10 protein-coding genes are annotated in these 14,070 nt (G+C 39.0%); 7 read left to right on the forward strand and 3 right to left on the reverse strand.

Going from position 1 to position 14,070, the window contains the following annotated elements; translation table 11 throughout:
• Positions 1–203: 203 nt before the first annotated feature.
• The 4 genes from BWD42_RS24030 (at position 204) to BWD42_RS24045 (ending at position 7,819) form a co-directional block, all read left to right on the forward strand.
• Complete coding sequence (locus BWD42_RS24030; RefSeq protein WP_254846312.1) at positions 204–2,180, forward strand: polysaccharide biosynthesis protein; 1,977 nt, start codon at positions 204–206, stop codon at positions 2,178–2,180.
• A gap of 502 nt (positions 2,181–2,682) precedes the next feature.
• On the forward strand, positions 2,683–3,744 hold the full coding sequence (locus tag BWD42_RS24035) for a hypothetical protein (protein WP_077438984.1): 1,062 nt from the start codon (positions 2,683–2,685) through the stop codon (positions 3,742–3,744).
• 549 nt (positions 3,745–4,293) lie between these two features.
• Complete coding sequence (locus BWD42_RS24040) at positions 4,294–4,902, forward strand: LuxR C-terminal-related transcriptional regulator (RefSeq protein WP_077438986.1); 609 nt, start codon at positions 4,294–4,296, stop codon at positions 4,900–4,902.
• Positions 4,903–4,987: 85 nt separating this feature from the next.
• The gene (locus tag BWD42_RS24045) at positions 4,988–7,819 is read left to right on the forward strand and encodes a hypothetical protein (RefSeq protein WP_077438988.1); all 2,832 of its coding nucleotides are present in this window, start codon (positions 4,988–4,990) and stop codon (positions 7,817–7,819) included.
• On the opposite strand, the gene BWD42_RS24050 is transcribed toward BWD42_RS24045, so the two are convergent.
• The 3 genes from BWD42_RS24050 to BWD42_RS24060 are packed head-to-tail and all read right to left on the reverse strand — an operon-like array spanning position 7,816 to position 10,560.
• Positions 7,816–9,234, reverse strand: a complete 1,419-nt coding sequence (locus tag BWD42_RS24050) for a hypothetical protein (RefSeq protein ID WP_175992140.1) — start codon at positions 9,232–9,234, stop codon at positions 7,816–7,818. The two genes, BWD42_RS24045 and BWD42_RS24050, sit on opposite strands and share 4 nt — an antisense overlap.
• The gene (locus BWD42_RS24055) at positions 9,209–10,012 is read right to left on the reverse strand and encodes a molecular chaperone (protein WP_077438992.1); all 804 of its coding nucleotides are present in this window, start codon (positions 10,010–10,012) and stop codon (positions 9,209–9,211) included. The genes BWD42_RS24050 and BWD42_RS24055 overlap by 26 nt, the downstream gene beginning before the upstream one ends.
• A gap of 23 nt (positions 10,013–10,035) precedes the next feature.
• Entirely contained in the window at positions 10,036–10,560 is a 525-nt protein-coding gene (locus tag BWD42_RS24060) for a hypothetical protein (protein ID WP_077438994.1), read from the reverse strand.
• A 211-nt stretch (positions 10,561–10,771) separates the two neighbouring features.
• Between BWD42_RS24060 and BWD42_RS24065 the strand changes: the two genes are divergently transcribed.
• From BWD42_RS24065 to BWD42_RS24075, 3 genes are all read left to right on the forward strand, one after another.
• A complete protein-coding gene (locus BWD42_RS24065; protein ID WP_077438996.1) occupies positions 10,772–11,818 on the forward strand; it encodes an acyltransferase family protein in 1,047 nt (348 codons plus the stop codon).
• Positions 11,819–12,113: 295 nt separating this feature from the next.
• Positions 12,114–13,025 (forward strand): hypothetical protein, encoded by a 912-nt coding sequence (locus BWD42_RS24070; RefSeq protein WP_077438998.1) that lies wholly within the window; start codon positions 12,114–12,116, stop codon positions 13,023–13,025.
• Positions 13,026–13,036: 11 nt separating this feature from the next.
• On the forward strand, positions 13,037–13,981 hold the full coding sequence (locus BWD42_RS24075) for a FimB/Mfa2 family fimbrial subunit (protein WP_077439000.1): 945 nt from the start codon (positions 13,037–13,039) through the stop codon (positions 13,979–13,981).
• Positions 13,982–14,070: the final 89 nt, after the last annotated feature.

Raw genomic sequence — 14,070 nt, forward strand, 5'->3', positions numbered from 1 at the left:
ATAATAGTTGCTTAGTCCACGATGATACAAAGCTCGCGTATGATGCTATTGTCGTTATTGAAATTTGAGTAAAAAGGCCAAATGATTAAAAAATTTCAAGTATCTTGGTCAATCTTTACGAAATTGAAATAAGCCATATGCGTTGTGTTAACTTCAGGGGGAGAATACGACAGTAGAAAATAAATTAAAACGGGAAGAAAGCTATGATGGGATCTCTATGGGATTTAAGAAAACGGTTGCGGAAAGATAATCCTCGATGGGTCATTTTGCTGATCGATATGTGGTTTGTATTCGCAAGCTATGTGTTTTCAAATTATGTGGTCAATAATTTTAAGGGCGTCTTCGATGTAGCACTGATGTTGAAGAAACTGGTGCTTGTTTTACCCATATATTTTATCATGTTCATATGTTATAATACTTATAGAGGTATTGTACGACAAACCGGTATCCGCGATACCATAAAAATATTTAAAACTGTTGCATCTGCCTATCTAATATTGATGTTCCTAACACTGCTTGTTAAGGCTCTGGTGGAAAAGGGAACTACGACAGCTGACTACCTTCGTCTTTCCTATGGAGTGTTAACGATGCAGGCCTGTATCTTGCTGGTGATTATGGTCGGCGCAAGGGTGGTCTACCGAACAATTTTTGAGTATTTGTTCTTGCCGGCGCGAAAAGGCGAAAATGTATTGATTTTCGGTGCTTCCCGTCCGGGACTCGTGTCCTTTTCCTTATTAAAGGAGGATCCACGGATTAAATACCAGGTGCTTGCCTTTGTAGAGGATAAAGTCTCGCGCATCGGAAAACGTCTCGCGGGATTGAAAATTAAGGACATTACCGAAATTACTAAGGAATATGTTGATAAACATGCAATCACGCAGGTAATTATTGCCGTCGAGAATAATGATCCGGAGCGCTTGGAATATGTGTCGGACTGGTTTCAAAATGTGGGCCTTGAACTTAAAATTATGCCACCGGCCCGTATCTTGCTCAATTCTGGCGCCAAACGGGAGATCCGTCCCTTAAAAATCGAAGATTTACTTGGTCGTAAGCCAATTAAGCTGGATCATCCGGAGATCGAAGAGGAGATGAAAGGTAAGGTGATTTTGGTTACTGGTGCCGCGGGTTCCATTGGCTCAGAGCTCGCTCGTCAAATTGCCAGACGCTATTATAGTAAATTGATTTTATTGGATCAGGCGGAATCTGCTTTATATGATGTCCAGCAGTCAATTAAGGCAACGCAGCCCGAACATCTGCATTGTATTGTGGGCGATGTGCGCAACTACGCCTTTATGCAAAACATATTTGCACAGTATAAGCCTGAGCTGGTCTTCCATGCTGCCGCCTATAAACATGTGCCATTGATGGAAGCGAATCCTTATGAATCCATTCAGACAAATGTTTTGGGAAGTAAAAATGTCGCCGATCTATGTATGCAATATGGCACCAAGAAAATGGTGATGGTTTCTACGGATAAAGCAGTCAACCCGACAAATGTGATGGGAGCGACCAAACGCATGGCTGAAATTTATGTGAGTAGCTGTAGCGGTAGATCCGAAACCAGTTTTATCATCACTAGGTTTGGAAATGTGCTCGGTTCAAATGGATCGGTCATTCCGCTGTTTGAGAAACAGATGGCCAGTGGTGGGCCATTGACCCTGACGCATCCCGAGATTACACGTTTCTTTATGACGATTCCGGAAGCCTGTCAGTTGGTACAGGAAGCTGGCGTAATGGGTAAGGGGGGCGAGATATTTGTCTTTGATATGGGTAAATCCGTTAAAATAATGGACTTGGCCAAACGGATGATCAAGTTAAAAGGTTACCGGTATCCGGAGGATATTGATATCAAAATCGTCGGCCTGCGCCCGGGAGAGAAAATCTACGAGGAACTTTTGGCCAATAATGAAAACACCGTCAAAACGCACCATCCGAAAATTATGATTGCAAAAGTAAACCACGATGAATTGCATTTAAAGGCGGAACGCATCAATGCGGTTTGTCAGCAGATTGTGGATGCGGATCAGCACTTGCCGGATTTTATGGACTTGGTTGCGGCTATGAAACGAATCGTCCCTGAATTTAAATCTCAAAATTCGGAGTATGAGGCTTTGGATAATCGGATTGAACAGGAGCTTGTTGACGATGTTCCCGTTTATTCACTGATAAAAAAAATGTAGTGTAGAATCCTTTTGCTCTTAATTATCTGCTATTTTCTATTAATGGCTAATAGTGAGGGAAGTTCTGATTTTAGATCTCATAATGTCTTTTAATCAAAGGTTGAGAAGATGATTTACCTATCTGAAAAATAAATAGTTAATCACTAATCTGATGGTGTCTCCTAATATGATCATACATGAATAATTGCTGAAATTCTTGGCTAGGTAAAAGGTCTATTATTTACTGTAGATTTCAGGAAATCATCAAATTTTGTAGATCTTATAATATTCTTGATACTTAGTTGTTGAAGAGTGTTCAAATGTTTTGTAGTAATATCTCTACATTACAAGTATTTGTTCAAGAATGATTTGTGAAATATGATTTTTTTTACATAATTTCGCTATACATATATTAGCGTGTTAGAAATGAAAGTAACGTAGCCCTGTATATTCACTTTATCAACGAGTGAGAAAATGCAAAGAAGTTCGCATTGATCCTTCTATTAGCCATATTTTTTATTTTATGAAAATTTTCCATGTCTTTTTGGCACTATACATTTGTGTGCTAACGTTTTCTTGTAAAAAAGGAAATAATGATATTCCTACAAAACCTAAGGCTGAAGTGCAAGATTCCACAGATGGAATTTTTGGCGCTATAAAGAAAAATTCTGATTCTATTCGTTTTCTTCCATTCATAGGCCCCTCTCTAAAATTGAAGACTTATGACGGAGCTAATCAGACAACACATCCATCAGTTCTTTACTTTCCCGAAAAATGGAACAAATGGAAATTGTGGATGGTGCACACGCCTTATCCGTTTTCTAGAGACTATTATGAAAACCCAAGTATTGCTGTTTCCAATGACGGTGTGAATTGGACAACACCTGTCGGGCTAGAAAACCCCTTGGATTATTGCGAAAAGAAAGATAATGATAATAAATATCATTATTCAGATGGTGCTTTAGTTTTTAGAGAAGATCTTAACGTCCTAGAATGTTGGTACCGTTATTCTAAAAATGGAGCTTTGGAGCAAATTTGGAGAAAAACTTCAAAAGATGGAATAACGTGGACAAAGAAAGAATTGGTAATAGAGACTGATGCGCAACCGAAGAATATGATTATGTCACCTGCCGTGATATGGGAAGATGGAAAATATAAAATGTGGGCAGTGACCGCGAGTCCTTTTAGGGTTCAATATAGAGAAGCTGTTGATGGAATAAAATGGACAAATCCTATAAATTTAAAGGTTCCGCTTCCGAAAGATATAACAGCATGGCATGTTGAAGTAAAGAATACAGACTTGGGATACGAAATGTTGCTAAACGTATCAGATAATAGGAATAAGGAGGTTAATACAAAATTTTTAATGTCATCGTTGTCAAAGGATGGATTGAATTGGGATGAATTTAAACCCTCAATTATACTTCCTGATCAGAAAGATAAATGGAATGGGAAAATGATCTATAGATCTTCTTTCATCAAAATTGATAAGCTCTATATAGTATATTATTCTGCGATGGCGCATAATTTTTCATGGGGCTTGGGGATAGCGATGGGAAATAGTTTACAAAATCTGACCTATTAATGTCTGATTAATATCAAACTTAAATCACCAATTAAATATATAGAAAAATCACCATTTACGGTGAAGAGGAAACTGGTAAATACTGAGTTTTAAACAGATTTATTTTATGAATAACTATTATCGTAGGTTTCTACACCGCAAAAGGATCTTTATAATAAAGAGATAAGGAAAATAAAATAGATCTTGATTTTTCTTCCAAAAAAGCTATATTGTGTATAGTCATCGTATTACACACAATATCCGCTATGAAAAGTTTCTATTCCTGTAAATTGCAGGATGTTTTCGACTTATTTTACAACATAAACACATTGTCCTTCTCCCCGTTTGGGGTATATGGACAAGAATCGATTTATGCGTAAAAATTTCTACTATATTTATGTGTTTTTCTTTTGTAAAACAATTCTTTTCTAATAGTTGTTTTTAAGAAAGAGGTAATTGATGCATGAGCGGCTCAGATTCCCTTTGGATCTTCGAGTAAACGCCAAATATACCGAAAAGCGATATAGCTGGGTATAAGACTGATTATAAGACGGAATAATAAACAAGCACATGATTACGGTAGGCATTATTGATAGAGACGAAAGCGCAAGAATGGAAACCCAGCGAATACTTGATCAAGAAAATGAAGTGGGTGAAAATAGGATCGAACTTCTGTTTGATACAAGCAGCGGACATATAGATCGGGCTATGCTTGCGCCAGATGTATTGATTGTTGATATTGCAGATCAAGAACCTTTACTTGTTGAACATGCAAAAAATGCCTTTCCAAAAACTGAAATTATCGTATTAACCGAGCTGGCTGATGTAAGAACGGTGCGTAACTGCTTTCGATATGGGGCGGTCAGCTATCTATTGAAACAGACTTGCCTGCCATCTTTGGTGTCCGCGATTTATATTACCCTAAATGAAGGTTCATTTGTGAGCCCCAGTGTCAATAGAGCCTTGATCGAACAGAGTTTTAAATCAAAAAAAGTGGAAGATCTGTTGACCGCCCGTGAATTGCAGATTGCCAAAGGAATTATCGAAGGGTTAAGTTACAAGATGATCGCCCAAAAGTATAGCATTTCATTGGATACCGTGCGGATCTATATCAAACGAATTTACAGAAAGCTACAGATCAACAGTAAAGGTGAACTGATCGCGCAGTTGACAGCTTAATATTTTGTTACATGAACATGTGACCGACAATATTTCAATCTCTTCGAATTTAGCCTGAATTTTATGGATAGTTGAACCGTACGATATGCCAATAAGAAGCCGCTGGATTTTCCTGTTTCTTTTTTATTTTGCTGTTTTGTTATCCATAGCGAAAAGTCAGCAACAGTACGATATTGCGTATTATTTTGAACGTGATACAATACAAATTACATCTTCACAAACATTCTCCAATAAATTAAATATTAGTAATCGCACAGATAGACCAATTGAATTAAAGCCTACAGCAGTTAACACTGCGGCTCTTCGGGGCTTAATAAAATTGCCGCTGTCGATTACTTTAAAGCCCAAAGAAACGAAGTTGTTTCCGCTAAAATATATCGCCGATCGCCAGACCATTGCTGAGGGAACACAAACCTTTACAATCGGATTTGAATCGAATGATCCCTCAATAAAAATACAGGAACATCAGTCTTTTTATACACAGTTGGCTATGGAACAGTCTTTCCTCATACAGACTGAACAAGCTGAATATTACCTGGACCAGGCCACGGGGCAGACACAATTTTTAGTGCGGGCGATCAATCGGGGGCTGGTACCGCTGACGGCTCAGTTGCGTTTTCCTAACCTTTCTCCTGATCTGGAGATCATTGGTGAGATCATGCCATTCACCATAGCCGCGGGAGGTCAGTCTTTGTTGACTTTTACGACCCGGTTGCGGAAAAAAAATACAAATGTGGATTTTGATGTTGATATTCAGGCCATCGAGGGCGGTGGTAGCGTGTTGGCCACCGATCGTATCCGTGTAATGACCGTGGGAAGTGTAAAGCGTTTCTTTTCCAATATGAATTTGCAAAATCAACCTTTTGACAATCGTGCTGCTTTACGTTATATCAATCTGGGGAAGGATATTTCAGTTTACCAGTTGCAGGGGGATGGTAAAATTGATATAAACGATAAAGATAGATTGAGCTATCGCATGAATCTCGATTATTATCAGGATCAACGTACTTTTAATTTATACGATACCTACCTGGATTATGATACCGATAAATGGGGCGTGAAACTGGGGAATATCTATGAAAATCTTGATCAGTTCATCAATGGACGAGGGATAAAAGGGACCTACAAATTCGATCATCGGCGTTCCCTCAGTTTGTATGCAATCCAGAACAATTACATGTTGTTCACGGAGATGGATAATCCAATTTCTGGTGGGGAAATTGTTGGCCTTAAATATGCTATTCAATCCGACAAAAATCAGGAGAACAGCATCGCTTACTTACATAGCAATAATGACTATCGTGGTGTGCGCAGCAGTCTGTTCAGTGGTAAAGGTGCTATTGATTTAGGCAATAATAATAGCCTTTTCTTGGAAGGAGGCACAAGCATCGAGCAGGTTGAAAGCGGAAATAATAGGCTAGCCGTAGCAGGGGGTATAAATTACAATAACGCCTTTCGTAACTATCAGATTACAAGTGTCAACTATTATAGCTCACCGTACTATGTGGGTCTGCGCAGAGGTCTTACCCAAACAGATTCGCGTATAACGATGTTGCTGGACAACGATCGAAACCTCTCTGCCCGGATCAGCTATATGGATAATAAACCAAAGTACCTTACTGGGGATAGAAACTATTTTTTTAATAATGCTTCAAGGATACTGATTTATGAGTTGGGGTATCATACTGGCCTTGGAAAGTTGCAACTTGATCTTAGGCCCTATTTTATGGCACAACATGCTGCATACCAGAATTGGTGGGAAATGGCAACTAATCCGGGGAACTGGAAGTCGAATTCCCTTCGTACAGTAGCCGATCTTAATTTTTTTACCTCAAAGCACCGGTTCTCGCTGCAAACAGATTATGGATATACCTACAGAAATACCTCCAATAGACCTATTGCGCCATTTCATTCGGTCCGCATCAATGGTAATTATACGAATGCATTTTTTGGATTTAATACATTTATCCAGATTAATCCGTACTACTTAAGTGATCTTTTGGCAACCAGCGTAAATTCGAATTACAGCATTTATTCATTGGGGCCAAACACGCAATTTTACGCCTTTAATAATCAGCTGCATGTACAGTTTTCGACCATGTATAGCTATTATGGTTTCTCCCGAAGTAATAATCTGTCGGTAAATGGTCATGTCCGCTGGCAGATAAAAGATAATTGGAATCTGACAGCCGATATATTCTATACCGCAATAAGCGGAAAATCGTTGTTTCTTGTAGATCCGAATTTCCCGCCTGATCCTAACCCATTGAATAGATATTCTTTTAATAACAGACAGATTCGACTGGGTATAGAAAAGAATTTTGGTCGACGTGCCGGTCAGAAAGGTCGTAAGCTGGAACTTACTTTTTTTGAAGATGGTAATAATAATGGTATAAACGATGGTAATGAAGCCAAAGCCCAGGCCGTTTTGGTGCGAATTGGAAAGGAGGTGGCACTAACAGACGAGAAAGGTCGTGTGAAATTTGTGGATATGGTGGCCGGCCCATATAGCGTACAGGTGGAGAATGGCAAAGGCTGGGTCTCGCAGGGGCCAATCAATGTATTGATGACTAAAAACCAGCGGTTGGAAATTCCACTGATAAAAACAAGGCCATTAAAAGGCCGTATTAAGATTGTCGAGAATAGGTATCTAAAATCAAGACCGCAGCTAGGGGGAATAAAAATAACCGCGGTAGACCGCCAAGGGAAAACCTACAGTACATTAAGTTCAGAAAACGGTGAGTATATGTTGTATCTTCCATTGGGGAACTACCGCATAGCTGTTGTTACCGAAGGAATGCCCTTCTCGATCGAAAATCAAAATTGTGAGATAGAAGTAAAAACGGATAAGGATGCTGTGATTCCCGATTTTAACTATCGGGATGAGCGTAGAAAAGTTGGTGTTAAACGCTTTTAAGGAGCGACAAAGCTAAAAATAATATTGGCCGAATAGGCACCGGCGGGCTTATTGAGGAGCATACTTGTCGCGCTCGCAGGGATACTGTAAAGAATGTTGAGATTACGGTCTATCACAGGGTCGGCATTCTGGATAAGCTGCTGGGCTGTGGTGGATAGGGTAATGGTATTCATGCCGCTTTGACCAGCCATCGGACCAATGCGCAATACATTTAATGGGATACTATTGCCTCCTGAAGCAAAGTTTGTCGATGTCGCGCGCACGTAAAGGTTGTATGGCGTGGTTTTACTCACCTTAAGATGGGCTGGCATATTTAAATTGACACCATTTTTATAATCATTGGCTGTTGCAAAAGCAAGATTGACGGTTTGTTGATTGGCAACGATTTCGCCGAGGTCGCTTACGACGACAGACAGGCTTCCGTTTGCCTGTGCCTGTAGGCTGCCACTGGGATAGGCTGACGATAGTTTGTTCCAGCTGTAGGTTAGCGGAACAGTATATGTGCCTGCCTGTACAAAGTTTGTTTTCAGTTGGCTTGCTCCAATACGATAGGAATAGGTCAAGGATTGATTGTTGTTGGTCGGAACAGCGATACCACTGGTATTGGTCAAAGACTGATCCGTGGTGGATAGAGCCCCGGATGTCGCATTCGCAATACCCGTTAAGGTTGTATTCACGGTTGAGACAGGAATGACCGGTAATGCATTATAGGCTGAGGTGCTGCTAAAGCTAAATTGAGTATTCCCAGTTTTAATACTTGGTATATAAGGGACGGTGGTCGATAGCGGTATAACGCTGTTACTACTGATGCCATTCGCAGCACGATAATAGCTCAAATCATTGATTAGAATGCTCGTTGTACCGATACTCGCCGGGGGACTTATAAATCCGGGGACACTGATGGAGAAATCTTGGCTCGCGGGGGTAATGCTGCCGCCTAAAATGCCTGAGGCGGTAAGCGATAGCGTAGTTTTATAAATGCCTGCAATCCATGTTTGATTTGCAGTAACAAAACGTGAGTTGAGAATAACCGGTCCTGCAGAAACACTTACTGTGGCTAGCGAACTGACTAAAACTTGATCGGTAGTTGATAGGGTGACATCATTACTTGATCCGAGAAGCGAAAGGTTGTTAATTTTTTCTAGTTTAAGGTGTGTTACATTTAAGGGGACTGTTCCCCCGCCTGTTGTACTGACAAAACTCGTGCTGTTAATTGCCCGGGTACTGATTGTTGGGAGCAGGGCGATTAAAGTAAAAGAATATTGGCCACCGGTAAAACTTTCGATATAGTCCGTACGCCCTTGGATATTTGCTTGCGGCAGATTAATCGTGACTTGTGCCCTAGCAAAAGATATACAGTGACCTATACTAATCAACAATGTAGCAAAACTAATATGTAATTTCCTTCTCCGCAATTTTTAAATCATATTGGCTGCCTGCGTCAAGTATCGCAACCGCGAGATATCGACCAGGGGCAAGTTTACCAGGTAGGTCTACACGGACCCATTGTTCGGAATCGGGAAGCATGGCTACGGCCACAGCCTCCACAGGTGTCTCTTCTCCCGTTTCTATATTGGTCAGCTCAAACCGTACATAAGCATCCTTATTGATCTGGCCTGTATTTTTAACCTTGACTTCCATCCGGCGTACAGCGTTACCGCCCTGAACAGTAATAGCGCCTTTATCTTCATAGGCAAGAAATTCCAGATCACCAGCTTTTAAACCTGTTGGTGTATGGTATACTTGAATACCGACTTCAATCAGGACGTTCATCTGCAGTCCATTTGCCTGCGCAGCTTTTTGCTCTTTAACCTGCGTAAAGAAAAGCATGCTATGGCGCTGCTGTTTTGTTGTCGGATGATCAGGGATTGTCATGGAAAGATTGACCACTTTTATTTCCCCAGGAGCGAGCTGTACCGTATTTTCAGATAGGGTAAGCCACGAAGCATTTGACCCGGCATTATCCCCTATGGCATAATACCGTTTGCTGCCCAAGGAGTCACGGTCCCAGTCTTTCAGGTTTGCGATAAAGGAAAGTGTGCTCGCGGAGGTATTGTTAAACGTAATGGCCTGACTGACGGTCTGTCCGGCTTCACCGGTAAAAAATATCCGGGAAGGTGAAATGGAAATACCCTGTCCGTGGACCAGGGTATTGCATATCAGGATAACACATACTGCTAAATAATATCTCACGAATAAACTGTTTAGTCAGATTTTTATTGTTGTGTCGCTGTATAAGTTACTGTAGTGCTATAAGTCGATCCTGCAAGGTTTAATAACGATGCCGGATTTGAGATCGTATAATCCACGGTATAGATTGCACCTGTGGATGCCGTCGAACCATTGACCAGAGGAGCAGCAGTAGTGCTAAGTGGTACATTGGCAACTGGAGTTCCACCGTTGGCGGTTGCAGCCGGTACAGTAACTGTAACAATATTTAGTGCAGGTCCACCAGCTGGTGTAAATGTTCCACCAGCGGTTACCGTAAGGTCATAGGGCTTATTGCTGACCACCGTAAAATGATTCGCTTTCGTGACCGTTTTTGACGCCGCATAATCGGCGGCTGTGGTATAATTGAAATTTACTGTTGGATCAGCCCCTAAGGTAATAGAGATGGCATCTGTCAGATTAATATTAACAGTGACAGGCGCTGATGTTGCGGTTGGATTTTGCGCTTTTGCTTGAAAACCGAAGCATATGGCGGCGACGGCAATAAAGACTATTAATAGGTTCTTTTTCATAATTTCCTCGTTTTACGGATATAATAGGAGTAAAGTTAATCAGGATACAAAGGAAATACAATGCAGGATAGTCACATAATGATGTTATAAATTAGAGGATGTATGCGCGTTTGCAAGTCGAATTTACAGTAGTAAATAATGAGGTTTAGCGTACTCTTTTTTGGAACCATTATCCGAAACTATAAATCAAACCGCCTATATTTGCGCTCAAATGGCTGAATCCAAAAGAATCTATCAAATTGATCTGTTTCGCTTTATCGCTGCATCCGCAGTGGTACTGTATCACTATTTATATCGGGGATATAAAGGCGGAAATATGTCTTTGCTGCGGTTCGATGAGATTGGGGAATATTTCAAGTATGGGTATCTTGGTGTAGATCTTTTTTTTATCATCAGCGGATTTGTGATCGCCTTTTCCATAAAACATCGTTCGCTGCCCAAATTTTGTTATTCACGTTTCAAACGTTTGTATCCGATGTATTGGATCTGCTTGATCCTAACATTTGTGATCTCTTATTTCTTTGGCGCCCCGCGTTATCTGGTTACATTCAAACAGCTTTTGGCCAATTTTACGATGGTTCAGGAACTGCTCGGTCAGGGTAATATAGATGGCGCCTATTGGTCCTTATATGTGGAGTTGAAATTTTACCTCATTATAGCCATATTTCTTATTATAAACCGGTTTAAGCAGATCAGTTTGGACTATCTGGTTTACTTTTGGTTGTTGTTGTCAGCTTTGCACCTGTTTGTCGGGCCATCAGCAATTTACGATGCCATCCACCATTTTTTTATTTTGGATTGGAGTACTTATTTTATTGCGGGCATTGTCTTCTGTCAAATTTTCCTACAGGGCCCGGCTCTGAAGCATTTTATTGTATTGCCCTGCTGCCTATACCTGTCCATCGATGGAGCTATTGGTCGCATCCACTGGTTAGCAAGAACATTCCATAGTGATTTTTCTCCCTATATTATTGCTGCGACAATCGTTGTATTTTATATAGTTATGTTATTAGTTTCCTGTAAAAGGCTTCAATATCTCAATTCGCCAAAATTTGTCAAAATCGGGATGCTCACTTATCCCTTATACCTTATTCATCAGCATATTGGTTTTATTATTTTCAATCGGTTTCATGAACATGTAAACAAATATGTACTTGTTTCTGCTGTTACGCTCCTGATGTTGGCTGTTGCTTATGTCTTAAGCGATTGGGTAGAGCCACGTATGATGAGGCTATTTGCGAAGAAAAGGCAATATTGAATTCTACTCAAATAGTGTTTTTGATAATTAGTGTATTATTGCTAGAGATCAATTCTGATATAGTTGTTCAAAAAAAGGTTATTTAATAGTGGTTAATTATTTAAAAACCTTTCTTTTTTTTTATTTGCTGTGACTGTACTGAAAAAACAGAACTGAAAAAACAGAATTCATAATAATCAATTAATATTGTCGTTAAGAGCTGTTTTGAGAAAATGTTTTGAAATAAATATTTTTGTATAAATAAAAGTATATTTTACTTATATTTATAGAGAGATTTTTTAACGAAATAAAAATTATGAAATCAGTTATTTTTATAATTAGCCTAGTAGTAACTATTATGTTTTCTGCTTGTTCAAAAAAGGGTGAGCTCGGGCTGGACGAAAAACAATATTTAGTTAAATTTAATGCATTAGGTTTTACCCAAACAATTGATGATTTTAATGTGGGGAATAAACTTTCCAAAGCTGCAAATAGTAGTGTTGTTGATAGTAAACTAATTTCAAATTTATATTTTGTTGTTTTTGATGCACAAGGTAAAGCAATCCAAACAATCAAGCAGGATACTGTGAAGTCCGCGAATTTTGGATCTGCAGAATTCAATTTACCAATAGGTAAGTATAGATTAGCCATTGTTGGTGCATCAATTGGACATACTATAGAAATAGAGCATTTAGATACAGAAATAGCACGTTTAGACAAGTTTAATATTATAGCAGGAGGGAACCACGTTTTTTGTAGCGATCTATTTCCGTTTGAAGTTTCCGAAGGCATCACTCTTGAAAAGGAATTGTTAATTAAACGTGTTTCATCACAATTGGATGTTATTTTTGACAATGTAATTCCCGAAAATGTACAATATGTGATCCTTGAGTTCCCGCAAATATCAAAATATAGTTTCTTTGGACCAAACTCGGATAACGTTAGTTGGCCAAATAAGATAGATCTCACAGGACTAACTGGTAAAGCAGGAGTTAAAGTATCGACTACTCTTTTGTCGGGAAAAGATGGCTCAAGTAGTCCAAAAGACTTGAAAATTGCACTTTATGATAAAAATAATTCTGTTATTATAACGAGATTTGTCCCGAATATCAAGTTTGAGAAAAATAAAATTACTGAGGTTAAAGGGAATATTTTCGATGATCCAAAGACTCCTTTCTCAACCAAGATTTCATCCGATTTTAATGGACAAATAGATTTTACATTTTAAAATATCATAACATGAAACTTATAATCTCGATTGTTTACAATCTAAGCATTGTTTTAATGTTTATAGGCTGTTCTAAGCATGCGCCAGAACCTGAAAATAATCTATATGTTGTAAAATTTAAAGCAGTGGGCTTTACACAGTCAATTAAAGATTTTGGTGAAGGAAGTCCCAAGGTGGCAAGCGTTAACAACGAATCGCCTAAGTCAAGCAAATTGATTTCTCACTTACATTTCGTTATTTTCGATTCTCAAGGGAAAATGGTTCAAACTATTAGTCAGGATACCCTAAAAACAATAAATTTTGGCGAAGTTGAAGTTAAGCTTCCCATAGGAAGTTATAGAATAGCAGTAGTGGGAGCTTCAGATTATAGTAATGGTCCTTTTGGTGGTCACCGCATGTTTATGCCTAATTTGGAGGAGTTTAGGATTTTATACATGACCCAAATTGAGACAGGTTACCATGTAATCAAACATGCTTTTTGTAGTGAATTGCTTAATTTTGAAGTTAATAATAGTGGTGGTGTGGTTGTAAAGGAGCTATTGTTAACTAGAGTTTCCTCTCAATTAGATCTAGTTTTTGAAAATGTTATTCCAGTAAATACGCATAGAGTATTATTGGAAATCCCCTCGACAGTTGATTACTATTTCTTTCGCCAACAAAATAATGAAAATACTAAATTACAATATTATAAAAATCTAGAAAACGCTGTGGGGAAAAGTGGAATTAAGATAACAGTACCTCTTTTTTCAGGAGTTACAGGCGTTAATAGTCCTAAATCGTTAAAAATGTATTTTTATGATAATAATAATACTCTGTTTTTAACGAGAACCGTTGAAAACATTAAATTCGAAAAAAATAAAATAACTCAAGTCAAGGGCAATATGTTTGATGATAAAAGTGGGGTTTCGGTAAACTTGCAAACGGAATTTGATGGAAAAATTGGTTTTTCCTTTTGAAAGAAGAGGGACATGGGAGGAAAATAGTAACTAATGACCTCTTCTCTGTAGTTATTATGCCGTCTGTCCGTAAATTTTCCTCACTAAAG

This window comes from Sphingobacterium sp. CZ-UAM, from assembly GCF_002000245.1.
GTDB lineage: Bacteria > Bacteroidota > Bacteroidia > Sphingobacteriales > Sphingobacteriaceae > Sphingobacterium.